At 61.8% G+C, this 23,418-nt stretch carries 17 protein-coding genes and 4 pseudogenes; 15 read left to right on the forward strand and 6 right to left on the reverse strand.

All coding sequences use genetic code 11. The features are described from left to right. Positions 1 to 34 precede the first annotated feature (34 nt). From copC to CFE42_RS21900, 5 genes and pseudogenes are all read left to right on the forward strand, one after another. Positions 35 to 421 (forward strand): copper homeostasis periplasmic binding protein CopC, encoded by a 387-nt coding sequence (copC, locus tag CFE42_RS21880; protein ID WP_004635311.1) that lies wholly within the window; start codon positions 35 to 37, stop codon positions 419 to 421. Between the two features lie 4 nt (positions 422 to 425). Next, positions 426 to 1,355, forward strand: coding sequence for a copper homeostasis membrane protein CopD (gene copD, locus CFE42_RS21885; protein WP_004635312.1), 930 nt, complete (start codon positions 426 to 428; stop codon positions 1,353 to 1,355). 29 nt (positions 1,356 to 1,384) lie between these two features. After that, a complete protein-coding gene (locus CFE42_RS21890) occupies positions 1,385 to 1,873 on the forward strand; it encodes a DUF411 domain-containing protein (protein WP_080633406.1) in 489 nt (162 codons plus the stop codon). Positions 1,874 to 2,253: 380 nt separating this feature from the next. Continuing rightward, positions 2,254 to 3,894, forward strand: coding sequence for a cytochrome c/FTR1 family iron permease (locus tag CFE42_RS21895; protein ID WP_238563843.1), 1,641 nt, complete (start codon positions 2,254 to 2,256; stop codon positions 3,892 to 3,894). Positions 3,895 to 4,076: 182 nt separating this feature from the next. Beyond that, a pseudogene (locus CFE42_RS21900) lies at positions 4,077 to 4,253 on the forward strand (DoxX family membrane protein); the annotation flags it as partial. A 23-nt stretch (positions 4,254 to 4,276) separates the two neighbouring features. Here the strand turns inward: CFE42_RS21900 and CFE42_RS21905 are convergent. Both CFE42_RS21905 and CFE42_RS21910 read right to left on the reverse strand, forming a co-directional pair. Beyond that, complete coding sequence (locus CFE42_RS21905) at positions 4,277 to 5,782, reverse strand: tyrosine-type recombinase/integrase (RefSeq protein ID WP_004635319.1); 1,506 nt, start codon at positions 5,780 to 5,782, stop codon at positions 4,277 to 4,279. Next, positions 5,779 to 6,717: a DNA-binding protein gene (locus CFE42_RS21910; protein ID WP_004635320.1), complete on the reverse strand. Its 939-nt coding sequence runs from the start codon at positions 6,715 to 6,717 to the stop codon at positions 5,779 to 5,781. Before CFE42_RS21910 ends, CFE42_RS21905 begins: the two co-directional genes overlap by 4 nt. Before the next feature lie 598 nt (positions 6,718 to 7,315). Here CFE42_RS21910 and CFE42_RS21915 point away from each other — a divergent pair. Further along, positions 7,316 to 7,492 (forward strand): hypothetical protein, encoded by a 177-nt coding sequence (locus CFE42_RS21915; protein WP_004635326.1) that lies wholly within the window; start codon positions 7,316 to 7,318, stop codon positions 7,490 to 7,492. 602 nt (positions 7,493 to 8,094) lie between these two features. Here CFE42_RS21915 and CFE42_RS21920 read toward each other — a convergent pair. After that, positions 8,095 to 8,553, reverse strand: a complete 459-nt coding sequence (locus CFE42_RS21920; protein WP_004635330.1) for an MgtC/SapB family protein — start codon at positions 8,551 to 8,553, stop codon at positions 8,095 to 8,097. Between the two features lie 249 nt (positions 8,554 to 8,802). On the opposite strand from CFE42_RS21920, the gene czcN reads away from it, so the two are divergent. The 8 genes and pseudogenes from czcN (at position 8,803) to CFE42_RS21960 (ending at position 20,721) form a co-directional block, all read left to right on the forward strand. After that, complete coding sequence (gene czcN, locus CFE42_RS21925) at positions 8,803 to 9,453, forward strand: heavy metal efflux RND transporter CzcN (protein ID WP_020206397.1); 651 nt, start codon at positions 8,803 to 8,805, stop codon at positions 9,451 to 9,453. Positions 9,454 to 9,767: 314 nt separating this feature from the next. Then, positions 9,768 to 10,115 (forward strand): CDF family cobalt-zinc-cadmium transporter CzcI, encoded by a 348-nt coding sequence (gene czcI, locus CFE42_RS21930; protein WP_137924345.1) that lies wholly within the window; start codon positions 9,768 to 9,770, stop codon positions 10,113 to 10,115. Positions 10,116 to 10,190: 75 nt separating this feature from the next. Then, entirely contained in the window at positions 10,191 to 11,447 is a 1,257-nt protein-coding gene (gene czcC, locus CFE42_RS21935; RefSeq protein WP_004635338.1) for a heavy metal efflux RND transporter CzcC, read from the forward strand. A gap of 17 nt (positions 11,448 to 11,464) precedes the next feature. After that, positions 11,465 to 13,027, forward strand: a complete 1,563-nt coding sequence (gene czcB / locus CFE42_RS21940) for a heavy metal efflux RND transporter CzcB (RefSeq protein ID WP_004635340.1) — start codon at positions 11,465 to 11,467, stop codon at positions 13,025 to 13,027. 16 nt (positions 13,028 to 13,043) lie between these two features. Continuing rightward, complete coding sequence (czcA, locus tag CFE42_RS21945; protein ID WP_004635342.1) at positions 13,044 to 16,235, forward strand: heavy metal efflux RND transporter CzcA; 3,192 nt, start codon at positions 13,044 to 13,046, stop codon at positions 16,233 to 16,235. A 50-nt stretch (positions 16,236 to 16,285) separates the two neighbouring features. Continuing rightward, the gene (locus CFE42_RS21950) at positions 16,286 to 17,236 is read left to right on the forward strand and encodes a cation diffusion facilitator family transporter (protein WP_004635344.1); all 951 of its coding nucleotides are present in this window, start codon (positions 16,286 to 16,288) and stop codon (positions 17,234 to 17,236) included. Position 17,237: 1 nt separating this feature from the next. Continuing rightward, a pseudogene (gene czcR, locus CFE42_RS21955) lies at positions 17,238 to 17,630 on the forward strand (heavy metal homeostasis two-component system response regulator CzcR); the annotation flags it as partial. Positions 17,631 to 17,793: 163 nt separating this feature from the next. Beyond that, the gene (locus CFE42_RS21960) at positions 17,794 to 20,721 is read left to right on the forward strand and encodes a Tn3 family transposase (protein ID WP_004635349.1); all 2,928 of its coding nucleotides are present in this window, start codon (positions 17,794 to 17,796) and stop codon (positions 20,719 to 20,721) included. A 59-nt stretch (positions 20,722 to 20,780) separates the two neighbouring features. Here CFE42_RS21960 and CFE42_RS21965 read toward each other — a convergent pair whose 3' ends face one another. From CFE42_RS21965 to CFE42_RS21975, 3 genes and pseudogenes are all read right to left on the reverse strand, one after another. Next, positions 20,781 to 21,059 (reverse strand): hypothetical protein, encoded by a 279-nt coding sequence (locus tag CFE42_RS21965; protein WP_004635352.1) that lies wholly within the window; start codon positions 21,057 to 21,059, stop codon positions 20,781 to 20,783. Next, on the reverse strand, positions 21,056 to 22,024 hold the full coding sequence (locus CFE42_RS21970) for a site-specific integrase (RefSeq protein WP_004635353.1): 969 nt from the start codon (positions 22,022 to 22,024) through the stop codon (positions 21,056 to 21,058). The genes CFE42_RS21965 and CFE42_RS21970 overlap by 4 nt, the downstream gene beginning before the upstream one ends. A 6-nt stretch (positions 22,025 to 22,030) precedes the next feature. After that, positions 22,031 to 22,792: pseudogene (locus CFE42_RS21975) on the reverse strand (DMT family transporter); the annotation flags it as partial. Here CFE42_RS21975 and CFE42_RS21980 point away from each other — a divergent pair. Further along, a pseudogene (locus CFE42_RS21980) lies at positions 22,792 to 23,355 on the forward strand (cation diffusion facilitator family transporter); the annotation flags it as partial. The pseudogenes CFE42_RS21975 and CFE42_RS21980 sit on opposite strands and share 1 nt — an antisense overlap. Positions 23,356 to 23,418 lie beyond the last annotated feature (63 nt).

Below are 23,418 nucleotides of genomic sequence, written 5' to 3' on the forward strand. Positions count from 1 at the left end.
CGTTTTCTTTTTCACCACCAGTGGAGGTATTGATATGTTGAACCATCGTTACATTGCCAGCATTGTTGTCGCGGCCTCGGCCATTCTCGCCAGCACGGCTGCATTTGCGCATCCCAAGCTGTTGTCTTCCACGCCCGCCGACAAAGCCGAAGTAGCCGCGCCGGCAAAGATCGAGCTCAAGTTCTCGGAGAGTCTCTCGACGCAATTCTCGGGGGCAAATCTGGTGATGACGGAAATGCCCGGCATGTCGGGGCAAGATGCCATGAAGGTTGCTGCAAACGTCTCAGCAGGCGACGACCCCAAGACAATGGTCATCACGCCTGCCAAGCCCTTGATGACCGGGACGTACAAAGTCGAATGGCGCGCAGTTTCATCGGACACTCACCCCATGACGGGGAATATTTCGTTTAAGGTCAAGTAAAACCATGGCAGACGATTGGCTCAATATCGCCTTGCGGTTTGCGCTGTATCTGGATTTGACGATCCTGTTCGGTGTCTCGCTGTTCGGCGTGCAAGCGTTGCGGCCCGATCACCGAGCATCGGCGATTGCGCGTCGATACGTCTGCACCGTTGGAACCACTGCCGCCTTGGGCATCCTCCTGTCGCTGTGGAGCATCGTGGTGATGGCCAAAGCCATGACCGGTGCCACCGAGTATGGCGCCCTAACTAGCCATATCTTCGGCATGATCCTGACCACCACTACGGTCGGACTGGCCTGGATTGCGCGCTTGGTGGCGCTAGTGAGCTGCCTGGTCGTCGTTGCTTGGTTGGCAAAACGCCCGATACCTCATTTTGGGTTGTGTGCCGGCCTGGGCGCCGTGGCGCTCGTCACCGTCACTTGGGCTGGGCACGGGGCGATGCACGATGGTGCGACGGGATATCTTCATCTTGCATCCGATATTGCCCACGTCCTGGCCGCTGGGGCATGGGTCGGCGCATTAGCAGCGTTTGTGCTCCTGGCTTCCATGCGGCACGCGGCCTCAACGGAAGCGGTCGAGATTCTGAGCCATACGTCCAATGGCTTTGCCCGTCTTGGGACGTTGATTGTCGCCACTTTGCTCGCGACAGGGGTGTTCAACTATTGGCTGATCGTAGGCCCGACACTTGACGGACTCTTCTCTTCCCTTTATGGGCGTCTGTTGCTGCTCAAACTCGCCCTGTTTGGAGCGATGCTGGGCTTGGCAGCGGCCAATCGCTATCGATTGAGTCCACAGCTGGAGACGGCATTGGACGTAGGCGACCACTCTGACGCGGTTATAGCGCTGCGCCGAAGCCTTTGCATGGAGGCGGGACTCGCCGTAGTGATTCTCGCTGCGGTCGCTTGGCTTGGTGTGCTGTCGCCGCCGGGAACCTAGGCGATTTTGGCTGCACGAGAATAAGTACTATGACAAGACTATCGGGTATCAAGACTGTCTCAGCAATGAGGCGTTCCGTCATTGCAGGACTGGTGCTTTTGCCTGCCTTGGCTTGGGCACAAAAGACTGCATCCAAGACCCAGATTGAGGTCTGGAAGACACCAGCGTGTGGATGCTGCCGGGATTGGCTTTTGCATTTGCGGAACAACGGTTTCGAAGTGGTTGTACACGACGTCGAAGACACGGTCGAGGCAAGACAAAAAGTCCGCATGCCAGCGCGCTATGCCTCCTGTCACACCGGCCTTGTTCAAGGCTATGCGCTTGATGGCCATGTTCCGGCCCGTGAGATTCGGCGATTGCTGCGGGAGAGTCCATACGCGATTGGACTGGCGGTCCCTAGCATGCCAATTGGCGCGCCAGGTATGGACAGCCCTGCATATGACAATCGACACATGCCTTATAACGTCTTGCTGGTCGGCTTGGATGGCAACGCAACCGTATTCCAGCCGTATAAGTGAATGCGCAAAAAGCGTTTGGCGAAGTGCAGTCGGCTCCTTGCACATGTCGAGGAAATCTCCAGTCGAACCCTTGCGCAGTGAGGTGTTGCCCAATGGGTGGCACGCGTGAGAAACATGTCGGTTGCAGACCTTCCAGTCAACGTGCTGGCGACAATGGCGCTCGTCTTCGTAACATGGATTGCGCTGCTCATAGGCTTCGCCTGGTACTTGCGCAGAAAACGCGGAGCAAAGCATCCGTCAAATACACGTGCCGATGTCAATAGGCGCCGCCAAAACAAGAAATCCCGTTGTCGACGCTAACTACGCGATCATGGAGAAAAACGTCGACGTACCTAAGGACCCGCTTCAAAACTCTTTACGCGAGCGCTGGCGCATTGCGTTTGTCCATCGCAGCGAAGGCCTCGCCAGAAACTGTCGCCGAACTGGCTCGGAAGTTGGCCAGCGGCGTCCTCACAGCCTATCCGGTTCCTATGGCACCAAGCAAGGCGCCTGATTTGCAGAACGGGGCGAAGCTCTATCAAAGCCATTGTGCGTCCTGCCACGGCGTATCCGGTAACGCGGACGGCCCCCTCGCAGCGAAACTCAACCCGCCCCCGATTGCGCTGGCCGACCACGCGCGCGCGCAGGAACGCAGCGTCTTTGCCTTGCAACAGATCATCACGCGCGGCGTGGAGGGAACATCGATGCCGGGCTTTGCCCATCTCTCCGAAGACGACCGATGGGCTCTGGCCTATTTTGCTTCGACGCTGTCTTATTCAGATACTGACCGCCAGGCGGGCGCCAAGCTTTGGACTGCTGAACCGGGGCTGCGCGCGGCGGTTCCCACGCTCGACAAGCTTAGCCAGACCTCGGAGGCGGCACTTGCTAAATTCGTGGGTGCACAGACCTCTCGTGATGGTCTTGCATACCTGCGAAGCTCACCGGACGTACTGGCCGCATCGACCACCGATAGTCTCTCAATCGCCAAGGAAAAGCTGAAGGAAAGTGTCACTGCGCTTGACAAGGGAGACACGCGGGCCGCATCGCAACTGGCTTTGTCCGCATATCTTGATGGGTTCGAACCAGTTGAGCCTGCGTTGGCTGCCAAGAACCAGGCTCTCTTCCTGGACATCGAGAAGACGATGGGACTCTATCGAAATGCCGTCGCGAATGGCCAGGCAGAGCGCGCGCATGACATCGCAGCGCAACTGCAGTCAAGGCTGGACGAGGCGCAGGAAGCGCTCGCAGGCGCCAATGACGCATTCTCGACCTTCCTTGGCGCCTTTACGATCCTGCTTCGTGAAGGGCTTGAAGCGCTGTTGGTAGTCGTAGCCATGCTGGCGTTCCTCAAGAAGGCCAATCGCACTGACGTCCTTCCCTACGTTCACGCGGGTTGGGTCACTGCGCTGGGAGCCGGTGGATTGACGTGGGCGGTAGCTACCTACGTCGTTGATCTGAGCGGCGCTAGTCGCGAAATGACCGAAGGCTTCTCCGCGGTCTTCGCGGCGGTCGTCCTACTCGGCGTCGGCATGTGGATGCACCAGAAGAGTCTGGCGGGACGCTGGCAATCGTACGTGAAGGAAAAGCTGTCGTCGGCATTGAACAGGAAATCGGCGTTTATGCTCTTCCTGCTATCGTTCGTCACGGTCTACCGGGAAGTATTTGAGACCGTGCTCTTCTACGCGGCCCTGTGGTCCGATGGCAACGGTGCCTACATGCTCGCGGGACTCGGTTGCGGTATTGCTGTGCTGGCAGTGATTGCGTTTCTGCTCCTGCGATCGACGGCGCGTTTGCCGATTCGACAATTTTTCGCGTTCAGCTCCGCCTTGGTTGGCGTGCTTGCCGTGGTCCTGATTGGCAAGGGCGTGGCGGCACTGCAGAAAGTTGGCCTGTTGCAAGTGACGCCGCTCTCTATGCCGCGTATCGATGTCTTGGGCGTTTACCCCTCTGTGCAAACCATTGCCGCGCAAGTGGCTATTCTCCTCATCATCGTTGCCAGCGTGACCTATAACTTGCGATCGCAACGTACCGCGAGGGTGTGAGCCCCTGTCAGGCGCGAAGCTTTGTTCGTCGACCATTTCAAAGTCAGCGATTTGGCCCAAATGTGGCGGACTTTTTGCGACTACCTTCCATTCGCGGCAGGATCGATGGACGGCATGGACATGTAGGGCTGCCAAGGATGTCACGCAACTGTCGTGCTGTGCGGGCTGAGAAAAAGCCAACCTTCTGGAACTCGGCGATCGCCAAGCTGGCCAATTGGAATGCCGCCCTCGACCTGTTCCGCGAGGACTACCGGGTGCCGCTGGTGCCCTCGGAGTCTGCGGCCTGCCTGGCGGTGTCAATCGAGCTGACCGCCCCAGCTTTGCTGTTGCTGGGACTGGCGACCCGCGCCGTGGCGATGCGACAAGGCAACGCGCGCTGTCGCTACGGCCCATCATCCGCAAACGTGGCATCGACAAAGGCCCGCAACTGCGTCAGGTCGGTCCTGGCATAGGCCGCCGTGGTCTGCACCGAGGCGTGGCCGAGCAGCGCCTGGGCGGCCGGCAGCGGCACCTGGTGGTCGACCACCAGTGTGCGCGCATAGGCATGGCGCAGCCAGTGCGGGGAGGCCGCGCGCAGTAAGAGCGCCTGCGCCGGCTCGCGCGCCTGCAGACCATCGGCCACGGCCGCAAAGATCGCCTTGACCTCCCGGTACAGGCCTGCCGACTGTAGCGCTTCGCCCTTGTTGCCGTGGATTACAGGCAGCGCCTCGTGCGCCGGCGGCTCGGACGGCAGGCCGCGTGCTTGTCGGTAGGCGCGCAATACCGTCACGCACGGCACCGGCAGCGGAATGGCCCGTGCCTTGCGCCCCTTGCCGCAGACATAGAGCGTCCACCGCCCGGGCGCCTCGGCCTCCAGGCGGGGCAGTGCGATCTCTGTCGACCAGGCCAGTTCCGCCAGGCGCACGCCGGCGTAACGATACAGCGCCCAAATCGCGCGCCGCCGCTGCGCCGCCAGCGTGTTGGTCGTGTTGGCGGCGGCAAACTCCGGCGCCTCAAGCCAGGCATCGCACGCGGCCAGCAGCGCTGGCGGGATCAGCCGCGTCGGCGCGAAGCCGGCCCGGGTGCGGCTGCCGGCGGACAGGCCCGCGGCCGGATTGGCATGCAAGTAGCCGGTGTCGTACCAGTAGCCGTAGAGGCTTGCCACCACCGCCAGCGCGCGCGTGCGGGTCGCTTCTGACAAGGGCGGCGCGGCGTCCTCCCTGCCGGTCTCCCCGTGCTGCAGCGCGTGCCGGTAGCCGAGCAACCGCTGGCGCGTGAGGTCCGAGAGCGGCCCAAGCTCGTGCGCGCCGCACCAGCGCATCAGGCGGCGCAGTTCGGCGCCATAGGCGCGCAACGTGTGGGGCGAGCGCCCGGTTCGGTCGCGCAGGAAGAGCGCCAGCGCCTGTGCATCGTCGGCGGCGCCGAGCGTGTTGGCCGCCGCGTGCGGCTGGGCGAAGCGGCCGGCGCGCGTGAGCCACGCGTGGTCAGCAGGGCCGTAAGCGGCCAGCCACGGGTTCGCCGCGACAGCTCCCCTCGCTTCCGCGGCGGTCGGCACCGTTGCTTCGCTCGCTAAGGCGGCGGTGGACCGGATGCGGCGCCGGTGCGTGTGCAGCAGCCGCGCGAGGACCGTCTCCGGGCGGGGCGCCAGATCCGCCGTCACCGTGCGCAGGCGCCCGCGCTCCCAGTATTCGACTGCCCCATCGTGCGCCAGCAGCAGCTTGAGCACGGTCGGCTGCGCGGCCTTGGCGTCGGCCAGCGAGCCATAGCGGCGCTTGACGCGCGCCAGCGTCCAGTGCGCGTAGACCGGGTGCCCGAGTGCCTCCGCCAGGTAGGCGAGGGCCGCCGCGACGGTGGCCGGCAGTGGGCGCGGCGGCACCGCGCCCGTATCGATCCAGTCGGCCGGCTTCATGACTGGGCGGTCCGCTTGGCGGCCGCCTTGCCCGTCGATCTGGGCACGCGCGTCTTGGCCGCTGGTGGCGCCGCGGCCAGGGTCGCACGCAGCAGCTCGTCGAGCTGGGCGCGCTGGCTGGCGGTGACGGCCTTGAGTGCGCTCGCCTCGCCCGCGGCGGTCTGGCGCGCGGCCCGCTCGCTGGCCAGGTCGGCGTCGAGTCGTGCGCGCTCGTCTTCCAGCGCGGCGATGCGCCGCTCGGCGAATTTGAGTTGGGAGGCCAGTTGCGCGCGCTCGGCCCGCACCGCGTCGCGCTGGTGCGCGGTTTCCTGCAGGAGCTGCTTCGACAGCGCCTCGTAGCGCGCCTGGGTGGTGGCGATCGCCTCGGTGTGGGTGCGCTCGCCCGCCGTGGCGCGCTCCTGGGCGGTCGCCAGCGCCGCCTCGAGCTCGCCCCGGCGTGCGGCTTGCTCATCGGCGCGCGCGCACGCCGCCGCCTGGGCGGCGCACGCTACGGCCAGCGCGGTGTCGCGCGCGGCGAGCTGGCCGCGCACCTCGCTCAGTTCGGCCCGCAGCAGCTCGACCCGCAGTTCGGCCTCGGCGCGGGCGGCCTCGGCGGTGTCGGCTGTGGCTTGCGCCTCGCGCTTCAGGCGCACCACGTCGTCGAGCTGCACCGCGACCGCGGCCTGCCACAGCGCGCGCATCGCTTCGGCGATCTCGACCGGAATCTCGGGCAGGGCGAGGTCGGCCAGGCCCGAGCGCACCACCTCGGCCTCGATCGCGTTGAGCGTACGCGACAGCGTTGCAGGGTCACCGCCGCCCAGGCGGTCACGCAGCTTGCGCACCGACACCACGCGGCGAAAGCGTGCGGCCGTGGGCGGCGCCGCGTCGCCGGCCTCGGTGAGCATGGCCAGCACGGTGGCGCGGATCTGGTCGGGGGTGGCGGCGAGGCGGGGCATGGCAGTTTCCGGAGGCGCATTTCAGCCTATCTTACGCACATACCTAACGTTAGAAAAGCCATTTATGTGTTGCTTGGGAAAACCAAAGACGGATAAATCTAGTTATCTTGCGGAAACAATGGCTTCCAGCCACAGGGCGCGCTTGGCCGCGCGGCGGGGGCGGTCAACGTTCCAAAACCAAGGGGAAAAGGACCAGTCAGCAAGTGACTGATTTGACTAGGGTTTTAGGGTGGGCATCACCCTGGAACCCGCATGGCTGCTACGGGTGGCTACCCCGGTAAATTGCGGCGAAATCAAGGGGACCCCTGATCCAGACATTCGTCTATTCGCTGGCCTGGCCGCATATCCAGTGGGCGGCGATGCTGGTGGTGCGGCTGCGCCCGGGTGCGGGTAACTAGTCGCTGGACGAACTGTAGGGGGCGAGCACTAACCGTCTCGCGCGGCGGCTTGCGAACCATAGGTCGGCCCGCGGCCGGAAAAATGCTTGACCTTCCCTGCCGTGGGAACGTCCATATTAACCATGGGGGACAGAAGCCCCTGCGGCGTGGCAGGACCAAGTCGGCAGAGAGCATCGGATTTTCCGCCGGAGGTTAGTCAAATGGGCGTTCCGGGGCGCACGTTGTATGAAGAGGTCTTTGCGGTGTTCGAAAGGGCATGCCAGGAAAGCGATTTCGAGCTGGCCGAGGACCTCCTGCTCGCCCTAGAAGCGATGGATCGCCGGCAGGAAGCTCATCGGCAACTCGACCGCGCCTACCTGCTGCTAGCCGATCTCTGAGAACGGGAGTCCCCCGACTTTGGTTTCTACCTGCTTGCCATCGGCTGGCCAATGCCCCTGGGGACAGCAGTGGTCCTCTTCCATGCCTTAGCGTGCAATATTTTCCGTTTTCTGAAGTGACCCCTTCTTTACGGAGTCCCGCGTATACCAGTCGTTCTTCTCGACAACCGGCTCTTTGCGATAGTGCCGCATGACCCGAAGAAAGCACTCGAGAGGCTGTTCTTCTTTCGTAACCATCGGGCCTAACGTCGTCGGAGACAATTGCACGTTCCGGCTAATTCGAGAAACATCGTCTATTTTGCAGAAAGCGGCCGCTAACCGATCGAGCGGGGGAGTATCCGAAGGTCTTGCGAGCGCCGAGGCAATTTCTTCCATGTGCGCCGGGCTGCAAGGAAACTCATGTCGATCGGACAGTGCGCTCACTTTGGCTTGCAGAGCCGGGTTCGTGCCCTCGTGAAGGTACGCAAACAGGTTGTAATCCAGGTAAATTCTCATGCGATGGAGTTTGCGTATTGTTAAGCGCGCTCATACGTTTGGGAAATGCTGGCCGAACCTGAAGTTGGCGCATTCGCGCTGCACGTGGCTTGGGAGCAGTGGGAGTCTTACTTCTTCGACATTTGAAGGATTCTGAGCACGATGAGTGCGAAGGCAGTCGCGACGATGGCCGTCACCGCATGGCCCATGCCGGCGGCCACGCCGATCGCGGCAGCAATCCAGATGCTCGCGGCAGTTGTGAGCCCCCTGACGTGTGTCTCATTGTCCGGCTTCAGGATCGCCCCTGCACAAAGGAATCCGATGCCTGACGTGAGACCCTGAAGCACGCGGCTCATGTCGGCAAGCTGCACGCCCGCCTGGAGGGGAACCACGACAAAAACGCATGCCCCCAGCGCGACGAGCATGTGAGTGCGCACGCCTGCGGATTTTCCCGAGCTCTCCCGCTCGTACCCCAGCAAGCCCCCCAAAACGATAGAGACGGTCATTCGAACGACGGCACGTACTGCCTCGGCAGCATTAGCGAGATCGGAGAATTCCGAGCTCAATGTGCGGATGATGTCGTTCATTGCGGAGCGTCTCTGGGTGTGTCCTGAAAATGGCCAAGACAGTCTATGTCGCAGAAGATGACTGTCAGATTGCCGAGCTATGACACAACCGGATTCGCTGGCCCGGGGGCAAGATTAACAACGTATTACATTTCGGCAATAAAGCCTGACAACGGAAGGGCAACCTTAGAATGCCGGCCATTAGTGCTCGTTTTCGCGCCAGTGTGTCCACTCGAAGTGCGCGACATTCTCCTCCAGCCCCCGAACCGCATGACCGATTCTTCAATCTCCCCGTCCCAACCCGCTGGTCTCTCGAGGGCGCTGGACAATTTCCTGACACGCCACCGCATCGGCGTTTGGCGTGTTGTCGTAACGTTTGTCCTGGCAAGTCTGGTCTTTGGCCATTCTCGCTGGGACGGTACCTGGGTGTCGCCGCTGCTGCTGACGCTGGGGATGTTGGGGGTGAGCCTGGCCACGGTCGGGCGGCTCTGGTGCGCGTTGTACATTTCCGGGCGCAAGAACAATACCTTGGTGACCTCGGGTCCATATTCACTGTGTCGCCATCCGCTCTATGTCTGCAACTTGCTAGGCATTATCGGACTAGGGGCGATGACCGAGTCGCTGGCGGTTACCGCAGTCCTGGCGCTCGCATTTGCGCTGATGTACCCGGCTGTCATCCGGACGGAAGACCGCTTTCTGGCTTCCGCCTTCCCGGAATTCGCCGAATACGCACGCCGTACACCAGCGTTCTTTCCCCGTCTGTCGCTGTATAGGGGGGAGTCGACATGGACGGTCCATGTGTCTTCCTTTCAACGCAATATTGCGGACTCGGTCTGGTTTCTCGGCCTGTCGGTGGTCGTGGAGTCGTTTGATTTGTTCCATGACGCCGGCGTCCTCCGGGCGGTCGTGACGCTTGCCTGATGCGGGCAACTCCGCATACACGTACAGCCATGCACTACGCTCACGTCTCCGATTCTGTTGTCGAGAGCATGCTCGTGATGCTGGTCGGCCTGATCGTCCTGTATGTGGGGTTCGCTGTCTATTTGCGGTGGAAGCATGGGCCCGCCCCCAAGCGTAAGACTGATGAGGGGCGAAAGCGGCACCCCAAAACGAGCAGGCGAAAGCGATAATCGTAATCTGCTCTTAATGCTGGTGATCGAGGATTCATGTAAACTTCGGCGACGGCCCAGCCGTTAGTACTTCAACCCCAAGCCCCCCGCACAGTCTCCCAAGGAATGCGACGTTTCGTTCTGATCTTCGTGCTGCTCATTTTGCCGTTCCAGTTTTCCTGGGCGGCAGCGGCACGCTATTGTCAGCACGAGAAAGCCACGGCCACTTGGCACCTTGGGCACCACGAGCATCGTCATCAGCAGCCGGAAGGTAAAACGGATGCCGAGAAAAAGCCATTCGTGGATACAGACTGCGGGGTATGCCATCTGGTCTCCCTCCCGTTCGTCTATGGACAGACGCAGGACGTGTTGATAGCGAATCGGGTAGAAGTGACCGATACTCAACATGCGTCCGAGTTCTCGTCTCTGAATGCCAGGGCTCCCGACCGTCCTCAGTGGCAGCGTCTCGCTTGATCGGCGAGACGACGACTCTTTTTCTCCTTTCGTCTCTCGCCGAATTCTCCTGGTCACATACCTTGGTGCAATTCGATGCGAAGACTATTTCTGCCGCTCGGGCTGGCGGTAGCATTTCTCAGCCCAAACTTTGCCGTAGCGCAATCTGACACCGGCACGTCCATGGTGCCCGTCTTCCCAAGGGAAGCGGCGGGACCGTTGACCCTCGAGGCCGCGTTGTCGCTGGCGGCAGGAAGCAATTTCAACCTGTCCGCCGCCGCCAAGGAACTCGATTCCACAGAAGGTGGGATCATGCAGGCCCGGGTTATTCCGAACCCGGAACTCCAGACGCTGGTCGAGGACACGCGGAAATCCACCCGTACATCCACCGCCCAGATGAATATCCCCATCGAACTGGGCGGCAAGCGCTCGGCTCGTATCAATGCCGCGGAAAGGACGCGCGAACTGGCGCAGGCAACGCTGGCTGGCGTTCGCGGTGACATTCGGGCGCAGGTAATCGAGAGCTTTTTTTCCGTCTTGATCGCACAGGAACGCGTCAAGCTGGCAACTGGCTCCGCGGATATCGCTGCGAGGGGCGCGCAAGCCGCTTCACGCCGCGTCGCGGCCGGCAAGATCTCCCCGGTTGACGAAACTAAGGCACGTGTCGAACAGGCCAACGCCGAACTTGAATTGGCCGAAGCAACGGCGAGCCTGCAGTCCGCCCGTCAGGCGTTGACGGCGTTGTGGGGCAATGCATCGCCGCAGTTTACCGAAGCACAGGGCAATCTGGACGCGCTGCCATCCAGGCCGGCGCCTGAACTCCTTCTGAAGGAGCTGGAAAACTCACCGCTGGTGGCCGCAAGCCGCGCTGAACTTGACCGCCGCCAGGCATTGGTGGGCGTTGAGCGCAGCCGCCAGTATCCGGATCTGACAGTCAGTCTGGGTGCCAAGCGAGATACAGAAGCCAACCGCAACATGGCGGTGATCGGTGTGGCGATCCCGTTGCCGATTTTTGACCGGAATCAGGGCAACTTGTATTCGGCCATTCGCCAGGCGGACAAGGCCCAGGATGAATATCTGGCCAATCGCATCAGCCTGACCCGAAATCTCCTGATGGCATCGAACCAGCTGTCGGTATCGCGCGCCTCGGCACAAACGCTGAAGCAGACCGTCTTGCCAGGCGCCGAGCAAGCCTTCAACGCGGCGACCATTGGCTTCGAGGCCGGCAAGTTCAATTATCTGGACGTCCTGGATGCCCAGCGCACGCTGTTCCAGGCACGCATCCGCTATCTCGGCGTGCTTGGACAAACCTATCAGGCGGCGACCACGATCGATCGCATTCTGGGACGTTAAGACGGGATTCATAAAACATGGCTATTTCGAACAAACAAAAGGCTGCCATTGCGGCCATCGTACTGGTGGGCGGCGTCGCGACTGGTGGCGTTCTGCTGAGCGGGCGCTCTGCGCCGGAAGAGCAGGGTGGGCACTCGGAATCCAAGGGGCATGGCGACACCGAGCACCATGGCAAGCAGGCGGCGGAAGCCGACCACAAGGATGACAAGTCACACGGCGACGGCGAGCATCACGAGGTCAAGAAGGGCCCCAATGGTGGCGCGCTCTTTTCGCGTGATGGCTATGACGTCGAAATTGGCACGGCCGAATCCAAGGGCGAGGCCCGTATTCGGCTCTGGGTTAGCAAGTCTGGGAAGGCGGTGGCAAATGGCGTGGCAGCGACAGGCCAGCTCGTGCGGGCTACGGGCGAGTCTCAAGCGCTCAAGTTCGTGGTGTCTGGCGACGCGCTGGAAAGCCAACAGCCAGTTGCCGAGCCCCATGTCTTTGACGTGACCGCAAATGTGACCTTGCCCGGTTCGTCTTCGCCACTCGCCGTGCGGCTCTCGAAAGAGGAAGGCAAGATTGAGTTGACAGCGGACCAGCTGGCCAAGACAGGGGTAGTGGTTCAAACCGCGGGCTCGGCAAAGGTCCAGGCTGGCGTCCAGTTCCCCGGCGAAATCCGTTTCAACGAAGACAAGACAGCCCACGTGGTGCCGCGACTGGCTGGCGTCGTAGAGAGCGTTCCGGCCAATATTGGGCAACAGGTTAAGAAGGGACAGGTTCTCGCGGTCATCGCGAGCACCGGACTTTCTGACCAGCGCAGCGAACTGCTCGCAGCACAGAAACGTCTGGATCTGGCGCGTGTCACTTATGACCGCGAGAAGAAGCTCTGGGAACAGAAGATCTCTGCGGAGCAAGATTATCTGAGCGCCCGCAACGCGCTGCAGGAAGCGCAGATCAGTGTCCAGAACGCGCAGCAGAAGCTGACCGCCATTGGCGCCAGCAACAGCTCGACGGCACTCAATCGCTACGAGCTGCGCGCACCGTTCGACGGCATGATCGTTGAAAAGCATATCTCGCTTGGGGAAGCGGTGGCGGACAACGCCAACGTGTTCACGCTGTCGGATCTGTCGTCCGTCTGGGCCGAGTTCGTGGTGTCTGCCAAGGATGTCGAGCGGGTGCGCATCGGCGAAAAGGCGTCGATCAATTCGGCATCGTCCGATGTGAAGGCAGATGGCACCGTTTCATACGTGGGTTCGCTGCTGGGCGAGCAGACGCGGACGGCGAAGGCCCGCGTAACATTGACCAATCCACAGATGGCTTGGCGACCGGGTCTCTTCGTCACGGTCGACGTATTCGGTGCTGATGTCGAGGTGCCCGTTGCGGTGAAGACCGAGGCCGTCCAGGACGTCAATGGCGAGAGCGTAGTCTTTGTCGCGGTTCAAGGTGGATTCGTGCCGCAGCCGGTGAAGGTCGGCCGGACAAACGGCAAGGTCATCGAGATTGTCGAGGGCCTGAAGCCGGGCGCACGTTACGCCGCCGCCAACAGTTTTGTTCTGAAGGCCGAACTTGGCAAATCCAGCGCCGAACACGGCCATTGATACGGGGGAAACAGCAATGTTTGAACGTATCATTAGTTTCGCCATCCAGCAGCGATGGCTGGTCCTGCTCGCCGTGTTTGGAATGGCCGGGTTAGGGATTTTCAGCTACAACCGACTACCGATCGACGCGGTCCCTGACATTACCAACGTTCAGGTTCAGGTCAATACCTCGGCACCAGGCTATTCACCGCTCGAAACCGAACAGCGTGTTACGTATCCGATCGAGGTCGTGATGGCCGGCCTGCCGGGACTCGAACAGACGCGTTCCCTGTCCCGCTATGGCTTGTCGCAGGTGACGGTCATCTTCAAGGATGGCACGGACGTCTATTTCGCGCGCCAACTCGTCAACCAGCGCATCCAGGAAGCCAAGGACAATCTGCCTGAAGGCGTTGTGCCGGCGATGGGGCCTATTTCGACCGGCCTCGGGGAGATCTATCTATGGACCGTTGAAGCCGAAGAGGGTGCTCGCAAAGCTGACGGGACTGCCTATACGCCGACAGATTTGCGCGAAATCCAGGATTGGGTGGTACGGCCGCAACTGCGTAACGTGCCCGGTGTCACCGAGATCAATACTATCGGTGGTTTCAACAAGCAGTACCTGGTCGCGCCGAGTCTTGAACGGCTAGCGTCGTACGGGCTGACGCTGACCGACGTCGTCAATGCGCTGAACAAGAACAACGACAACGTGGGTGCGGGCTACATCGAGCGTAGGGGCGAGCAGTATCTGGTTCGTGCGCCGGGTCAGGTTGCGTCCGAAGACGACATCCGCAACATTATTGTCGGTACAGCGCAGGGGCAGCCGATCCGCATTCGCGACATCGGGGATGTGGAGATTGGCAAGGAACTGCGTACCGGTGCGGCAACCGAGAATGGCAAGGAAGTTGTGCTGGGCACGGTATTCATGCTCATCGGCGAAAACAGCCGGGCTGTGTCAAAAGCGGTCGATGAAAAGGTCGCTTCCATTAACCGTACGATGCCGGAAGGTGTGAAGATCGTAACGGTATACGACCGGACACGTCTGGTCGACAAGGCCATTGCGACCGTCAAGAAGAACCTTCTTGAAGGCGCGGTGCTCGTCATCGTAATTCTGTTCCTTTTCCTGGGTAACATCCGCGCGGCGCTGATTACCGCGACGATCATTCCGCTGGCGATGTTGTTCACCTTCACGGGGATGGTGAACTACAAGATCAGTGCGAACCTGATGAGCTTGGGCGCGCTCGACTTCGGCATCATCATCGATGGCGCGGTGGTGATTGTCGAAAACTGTGTGAGGCGACTGGCGCATGCGCAGGAACACCATGGCCGGCCATTGACGCGCTCCGAGCGGTTCCATGAGGTGTTTGCCGCAGCGAAGGAGGCGCGTCGCCCACTGATCTTCGGTCAGCTCATCATTATGATCGTCTACCTGCCGATCTTTGCGCTGACGGGGGTGGAAGGCAAGATGTTCCACCCGATGGCGTTCACGGTCGTCCTGGCGCTGCTGGGCGCGATGATTCTGTCCGTGACGTTCGTTCCGGCTGCGGTCGCCTTGTTCATCGGCGAACGGGTGGCCGAGAAAGAAAATCGTCTCATGCTCTGGGCGAAGCGTCGCTACGAGCCGCTGCTGGAAAAGTCGCTCGCGAACACGGCCGTTGTATTGACGTTTGCCGCGGTGTCAATTGTTCTGTGCGTGGCCATTGCGGCCCGCCTGGGCAGCGAGTTCATCCCCAATCTGAACGAAGGCGACATTGCCATCCAGGCGCTGCGCATTCCTGGCACGAGCCTGTCGCAGTCCGTGGAGATGCAGAAGACGATCGAGACGACCCTCAAGGCAAAATTCCCCGAAATCGAGCGCGTGTTTGCGCGGACAGGTACGGCGGAGATTGCATCCGATCCGATGCCGCCGAATATTTCGGATGGCTACATCATGCTCAAGCCTGAGAAGGATTGGCCAGAGCCGAAGAAAACACATGCCGAACTGCTGTCCGCCATCCAGGAGGAAGCCGGCAAGATCCCCGGGAACAACTACGAGTTCTCCCAACCGATCCAGCTGCGGTTCAACGAGCTGATCTCCGGGGTCCGCTCGGACGTCGCAGTCAAGATCTTCGGCGATGACAACAACGTGCTCAGCGAGACGGCGAAGAAGGTATCGGCCGTGCTGCAGGGCATCCCCGGCGCGCAGGAGGTGAAGGTAGAACAGACCACCGGCTTGCCGATGCTGACGGTCAAGATCGATCGGGAGAAGGCGGCGCGATACGGGCTTAACATGAGCGACGTGCAAGACGCGGTGGCAACGGGCGTCGGAGGCCGTGATTCCGGAACCTTCTTCCAGGGCGATCGTCGTTTCGATATCGTGGTCCGCCTGCCCGAAGCTGTGCGCGGCGAGGTCGAGGCTCTGCGCCGATTGCCGATTCCGTTGCCAAAAGGAGTGGACGCGAGAACGACGTTTATCCCATTGAGCGAGGTGGCGACGCTGGAAATGGCGCCCGGCCCGAACCAGATCTCGCGCGAGAACGGCAAGCGCCGCATCGTGATCAGTGCCAACGTTCGTGGACGTGATATTGGTTCATTCGTGCCCGAGGCGGAAGCGGCTATCCAAAGCCAGGTCAAGATCCCGGCTGGCTACTGGATGACATGGGGTGGCACCTTTGAGCAACTGCAGTCCGCCACCACCCGCCTGCAGGTGGTAGTGCCGGTGGCGCTGTTGCTGGTCTTCGTACTGTTGTTTGCGATGTTCAACAACATCAAGGATGGCTTGCTAGTCTTCACGGGCATTCCCTTTGCGCTGACTGGCGGGATTCTTGCCCTGTGGATACGCGGCATTCCGATGTCCATTACTGCAGCGGTGGGCTTCATCGCGCTGTGCGGGGTGGCGGTGCTCAATGGTCTGGTGATGCTGTCGTTTATCCGATCGCTGCGCGAAGAAGGGCATTCCCTCGACAGCGCGGTCCGAGTTGGCGCCCTGACGCGACTGCGTCCGGTGCTGATGACGGCCCTGGTGGCATCCCTGGGTTTCGTGCCGATGGCCATCGCCACCGGTACGGGCGCTGAGGTGCAACGTCCCCTCGCAACGGTGGTAATCGGTGGCATCTTGTCGTCCACGGCGCTGACCCTACTGGTGTTGCCGGTGCTCTATCGACTTGCTCACCGCAAGGATGAGGACGCGGAAGATACTCGCGAGCCAGTCACTCAGACGCATCAACCGGATCAAGGCCGCCAGCCTGCATGACGTAAATCCTTGGGCGGTCATCGTACCGCCCAATTTTTATAGGAGTTTCTATGGGCGCAGGTCACTCACACGACCATCCCGGTGGCAACGAGCGATCGCTCAAGATCGCCCTTGCGCTGACCGGTACGTTCCTGATTGCCGAAGTGGTCGGTGGTGTCATGACGAAGAGCCTGGCGTTGATCTCCGACGCCGCGCACATGCTCACGGACACCGTCGCACTGGCCATCGCACTGGCTGCTATTGCGATCGCCAAGCGACCCGCGGACAAGAAGCGGACATTTGGCTACTACCGTTTTGAGATTCTTGCCGCGGCCTTTAACGCATTGCTGCTGTTCGGTGTGGCTATCTACATCCTGTACGAAGCCTACCTGCGGCTGAAATCGCCACCTCAGATTGAGTCAACCGGCATGTTCGTCGTGGCTGTGCTGGGCCTGATCATCAATCTCATCAGCATGCGCATGCTGTCCTCCGGGCAAAGCAGCAGCCTGAACGTGAAGGGTGCTTATCTGGAAGTCTGGAGCGATCTGCTCGGGTCGGTTGGCGTCATCGCCGGTGCGATCATCATCCGCTTCACGGGCTGGGCGTGGGTCGACTCCGCCATTGCGGTGCTGATCGGCCTCTGGGTACTGCCTCGCACGTGGATCCTGCTGAAGTCGAGCCTGAATGTGCTGCTCGAAGGCGTACCCGATGACGTGGATCTGGCAGAGGTTGAGAAGCAAATTCTGGCGACGCCCGGGGTAAAAAGCTTCCATGACCTCCACATCTGGGCACTTACCAGCGGCAAGGCGAGCTTGACGGTTCATGTCGTGAATGACACGGCCGTCAACCCGGAAATGGAAGTGCTACCGGAATTGAAGCAGATGCTGGCTGACAAATTCGATATCACGCACGTGACCATTCAGTTCGAACTGGCACCATGCGAACAAGCGGATGCAGCTCAGCATTTCAATGCATCGCCAGCACTGGTCGGATCGAAGTCGCTTGCTGCAGGAGGAAACTAAGGTGCGGGTACTTGTTGTAGAAGACGAACCGCGTACTGCGGAGTATTTGCAGAAGGGATTGTCGGAGTCGGGTTTCGTGGTCGACATCGCGAACAATGGTGGCGATGGGCTCCACATGGCGGAAGAGACCGACTACGACGTCATCATCCTGGACGTCATGCTGCCAGGTATGGACGGGTGGACGGTCATCAAGTCCATTCGATCCAAGTCCGAGACACCCGTACTGTTTCTGACGGCGCTGGATGATGTGGCGGATCGTGTCAGAGGCTTCGAGTTGGGGGCAGACGATTACCTGGTCAAGCCCTTCGCCTTTGCCGAGCTCCTTGCCCGTATCCGGCGTTGCTTGCGCCAAAGCACCTCGAAGGAGTCCGAGCGATTGCGCATTGCCGATCTGGGGTAACCGTCCTTTTTGTGCAAAATCTGGCGGTTTCTCCGAAAAGCCTTTATTCATAAGGCTCCCAGGTCTTTGCCGACAATTGTCTGCTGCCCCCGTGTGACTTCAGGAGTACGATGTTCGCCCGCGATTTCGGATCGCGCCACCTTGGCGGGGGCAGAAGATGCCGGGCTTGGAATTTCGCTATGTGGGAAAGGACTCCTTGCCCACGCGGTTGTCAGAGTTCGATGTCGACCGCTACTTCGCGCTGACCGAGAGCGACATTGCCGCGATCAACCAGAAATTCCGGCGTGACGGCCGCGCCGGAGCCGCCATCCAACTCGTCTTTCTTCGCGCCGCCGGTCATACCCTCGACCAGCTCAACACCCTGCCACGACAGTTGCTGCGCTACATCGGCGCACGGTTGGGCGTGCCGACGCCTACCATCGCTTCGCTGCGCACGATTTATCAGCGATACAAGACCCTTTACGAGCATCAGGTTTGGGCATGCGACTACCTTGGCCTGACGCGACTTGATGGAGACCAGTGGACTGGGCTGGAAGCCTGGATGCGGCAGGACGCCGCCGAGTCGCTGACAATCGAGGAGCTGCTCCAGCATGCCTACTTCTGGCTGTACGAGCGAAGGATTCTGATCCCTTCCACGCGCGCACTGCAGGATATTGCCCGGTCCATTTGGACCGGCATCGAGCGCGAATTGCTGGCCATGATTGAGGCAGTTGTCCCGCTGGCGCAGATCACACAGGCGGAAGCCGCTGTGTTCGCTCAGCACGCAACATCGGGCACGACCGTGCTCGAATGGCTCAAGACTCCGCCAGCCCGGCATAGCCCGTCGACTATGACCGAGACGCTGGCCAAGATCCACTTCCTGAAGGCGCTCGGCGCGGATCGCTGGGCGTTCGATGCGATCCCCATTGAAAAGCAGCGCGCCTACGGCCAGCGTATCCAGGCACGCCGCCCCGCCAAAGTCCGCGAACTGAAGACCTCCACGCGCACGATCGAGCTGGTGTTCTTCCTGCGCGTGACCTTGCTGGAACTGACGGACGCGATGGCTTACCAATCTGGGCGGCGCGTGTCCGACCTGGTCCGGCGGGCATACAACAAGACCACGGCCAAGCAAGTGCGCTCGGCGGTCGAATACCGGCAGCAGTTGGTCGACATCAAGGCGCTGGTTGACGATACCCGCCGCTCGGCGGAAGCCCGGCTGGCCGACATCGGTAAGCTGCTGCAGGGCTTCTCAGCCAAACCTCCCGCGAGCCACGCAGCCAGCGTGCGCGAGATGCTCACGGAAGACCAACACCGTATCCGCAATCTCCTGACTGCCCTACGGGGATTGGAATTTGCCAGCAACGGCTCCGATCCTGCCGTGCAGCAACTTGAATTCATCGGCAGCTTGCACGATCAAGGGGCGACAGAGTTGCCGCGCGACTGCCAGGTGCCGGTCAGTGCCAGTTGGCGTGACATGGTCAATGGCGAAGACCGCAAGCGTGCGATGCGCGCCATGGAGGCCTGCGCGATGATGGGCTTGCGCAGGGGGCTGCGCCGCGGCACGGTGTGGATCAACCACAGCCTGTCGTTCCGGGAGCGCGACCAGTTGCTGATCGCGCCAGCGCAGTGGGACACCGAACGTGACCGGTATCTGTCCTCGCTCGGCTTGCCGAACCAGGCGGACACCTATCTCAACCGGCTGATGGACCACCTGAAAGCGGGTCTCGCTGGACTGGACGAGGCCCGCGAAGCGGGCCATTTCACCATTGACGCAGACGGCGTGCTGCACCAGTCGCAGCTCGAAGCGGCGGACACCGACGGCATCCCCACCCGCACACGGGACCTGCTCTTCAGGGATATCGGCAACGCGCAGTTCGCCGACATGATCCTGGAGATGGATGCGCGTACCAATTTCAGCGAAGTGCTGTTGGCCCGCAAGGCCAGAGACTCGCACGAGTTGATCGCGCTCTACGCCGGGCTCATTGCCCATGGCACCGAGCTGGATGCCAAAGGTGTCGCGGCCATGATCCCGCAACTGGACCCCGCGCACGTCTCCACCGCGATGCGCGCCCTGGAGATGCCTGGGCGGCTGCGCCGTGCGAACGAACGGGTGGTGGAATTCCAGCGCACGCACCCGATCACCGAACTGTGGGGGACGGGCCAACTGGCGTCGAGCGATTCGATGAGCCTGGATACCTCGCCGCACCTGTTCTACGCCCGCGCCGACCCACGCCGCCGCACCCATGCGGTTGGCATCTATACGCACGTGCTGGATCAGCACGGGATCGTCTACAACCAGCCCATGGTGCTCAACGAGCGCCAGACTGGCGTCGCGATCGAAGGTGTGATGCGCCACAACGAAACCCGTACCGACGGCGGGTTGCTCCGTCTTGCCGTGGATACCCATGGATACACGAACGTGGGGATGGCGGTGGCCAAATTGCTTGGCTTTGACCTGTGCCCATGGTTGCGCAACCTGTCGGAGCGCAAGCTCTACTTGCCGCGAAGTCTGCAGGTGCCAGACGGTTTGGCGGGGGCCGTCTCGCCCGACATCTCGCTCAAGGCGATCCGTGAGGGCTGGGACGGTTTGCTGCGCCTGGTGGCCTCCATTCACTCGGGGCGCGTGAGCGCAATCGTGGCGCTGCAGCGATTTGGCAGCGCGGCCCAAGGCGACCCGATCCACCGGGCAACTGATCACCTGGGCAAGCTGCTGCGCACGCTGTTTCTGTGCGATTTTTTCAGCAACACCGAGTTTCGGCGGGAGCTGCGCACGCTGCTCAACCGGGGCGAATCGGTGCACCAGCTCCAGCGGGCCATCTACTCCAGCAAGATGCAGCACGATCGTGGGCGGCGTCAGGACGAGATGATTGCGATTTCCGGGTCGCTGACGCTGCTGACGAACTTGGTGATTGGCTGGAACACGCAGCGCATGCAAATCACGGTCGATGCCTGGCGTGGCAAGGGGCAGCGGATCGACGATGACTGGCTACGCCGGATGGGACCGGCGCACTTCGCGCACGTGAATTTCCGGGGTATCTTGAGCTTTCCGATTCACTTGTACCAGGACGCGCTGCTTGAGGTGCCCCAGCGGCGCGCAGCATCGTAACCTCAGCCGACCCAGCGCTGCCCGTCCACGCCAACGGGAGCGCATACCGTCGCGCGCGGTCAGCTCCAATAGGTGTCGGTCAGCGGATCGTGCAGCGTCACCTCGATAAAGCAGTTGCAGAGGTCCGCGTTCTCATGCATCTCCGCGATCAGCTCCTCGATAGCTTGCTCCAACTCGGGGCCGGCGGCGAACGGCATGACGATTTCGTAGCGGGGGCGGCGTTTCTCGAACACGCGCATCTGGTACTGGGACAGGCAGAACTGCTCGATCCACCGGCGGGCCTTGGACATGCCGCGCACGAATTTGCTGTTGCGCTCGATGTAGATGTCCACCGTCAACCGCGTTTCCTGCGCGTCGGTGGTGGTGCCACCGACAGCGCCGTTTCAATGCGGTGCTGCGCGAATGGGTCGGCCGCGTCGATGTAGCGCATGGCTGAGCGCACGTCCTTCCAGCCGACGTATTCCATCAGCATCTTGAGATCCCACTGGTTCGCGTTGGCCCAGGTCGCGAAGCCGCGCCGCAACGAGTGGCTGCTGTAGCTGTCGGGCGCGGGCAATTCCGCTGCACCGAAAAGCGCGCGCAGCAACGGCACGAAGCTGCCGGCGTGGAGCGCTTCGTCCCCAACATTCCCCCACCGGTCGATCCGGCGGAATACCGGCCCGTCGGTCATTCCTGACGCCGCAATCCACGCCTCGAAGGCAGCCACCGGGCATAGGCGCGAGAGCGCCGGCGCCTTGAATGTGGTGCCGTGCTGGGCGCGATCTGCCTTGGTACGCGGCAGAAACACGGTCATGCCGCGGCCGGTTTCGACCTCGATGTGTTCAACGCGCATCCGGCCCAGTTCGTCGGACCGAAAACCCCGCCAGAAGCCGATGAGCACGAGCGCCTTGTCGCGGGCGTGTGTGGCATAGGTCCGCACGTCGCCGGTAGCGCTGGCATGCGCAAGCCGCGCGTCCAGCCAGGCGACCAGTTGCTCAAGCTGCGTGAGCTGCAGGGGCTTGGCGCGCTTCTCGGTTGCGGGGTGCAGTGCGGCTATGCCCTTGAGCACCTTGCGCACGTGCGGCGCCTTGGTCGGGTCGGGAAATCCCTGGCTCTGGTGCCATTGCCCGAGCGCCGCCAAGCGCGTCCGCAACGTGTTGAGTGACAGCGTATCGGCGTGTTTGGCGAGGTAGCGTGCGATCGCGTCGGCGCTGGCCGGCAGAAAGCCACCCCATTCGACTTCGAAATGCCGGATCGCCGATTGGTAGCTGCGCCGCGTGTTGTCGCGGGTGGCAGCTTCAAGATAGCGATCGACGTCAGACATCGCGAATCAATGCGTGTGGCGGTGGTGGATATCCGGGTAATGCGGATGCTTGTGGGCCAGCACCTCATGCCGGTGGGCGTGGACATGCGGCTCCTTGCCATCCCAGGGAAAGTCGTGCTCGTGTTGATGGTGTTCGTCGTGTCGATGCGCGTGCATGTGCTCCATCGGCTCGTGCATGTGTTCGTGCTCGTGCCGCTCGCGCAGGTGGAGCCAAACACCGATCGCCATCAGCACCCCGGCAATCCAGAACGACGCGCCCGGAACCTCCGGCCAGATGACAAACGAAATGACGACGCCGAACAGCGGCGCTACCGAAAAATACGCCCCCGTGCGCGCGGTCCCCAGGTGCCGCAATGCGATCACGAACAACGCCAAGCTCACACCATAGCCAGCGAAGCCGATCAGCATGGCCGAAACCAGAGGCCATGCGGCCGGCAACGCATGGCCTGCGGCCAGCGCGAATCCTGTATTGCAAGTGCCGGCCACCAGGCCCTTCAGGCACGCAACCAGTACCGCGTCGTTCGAGGAGACGTTGCGCGTCAGGTTGTTGTCGATAGCCCAGCAGGCGCAGGCCGCCACGATCAGCAGCGCGCTCGGCGACAGGCTGGCCGCATCCGGCTGCCACGACAGCAGCACCCCGCCCGCGACGATGGCAACCATGCCCAGCACGATCTGCCGATCCGCGTTTTCCTTGAAGACGATCCACGCGATCAGCGCGGTGAAGACGCCTTCGACGTTCAGCAGCAGCGATGCCGGGGCGGCGCTGGTATCTGGAATCCACCATGGACATTCCGGAGCCGCACGCCTTTACGGTCGAGCTCACCATCAGCGGGCAAGCGTACAGCGTGGTATTCGAGGAACACGAACACACCGAGGCGCACACGGGGCACGCGGCCCACCACCGCGACCACAACATGCGCGCCGCCTACGTGCACGTGCTGGCGGACGCCTTCGTCTCGGTGCTGGCCATCATCGGCCTGCTCCTGGCCAAGGCGTTCGGCTGGCTGTGGATGGACCCGCTGGCAGGCGTGGTTGGCGCGCTCGTGATTGCCAACTGGTCGTACGGGTTGATCCGCGATACCGGCGGCATCCTGGTTGACATGAACCCGGACAAGAACATCGGCGGCCGAATCAAGGCGGCACTGGAAGCCAACGGCGACACCTTGCTCGACCTACATGTCTGGCGCATCGGCCCTGGCCACCTTGGCGCCATCGTGTCGGTGGCGACACCGCAGGCGCAACGGGAGGCGCAGTTTTATCATGCGCTGCTGTGCCGGTTCCAGGCGTTGTCGCACATCACTGTAGAGGTTCACCCCTTGTCGGCTGGGTGACATCGTAACAACCCCGAGTGTGCAAGTTGCATCGCCCGCAAAACGCGGGCGATGCGAGATTGC

Source organism: Ralstonia sp. PBBBR1 (genome assembly GCF_002256165.1).
GTDB lineage: Bacteria > Pseudomonadota > Gammaproteobacteria > Burkholderiales > Burkholderiaceae > Ralstonia > Ralstonia thomasii.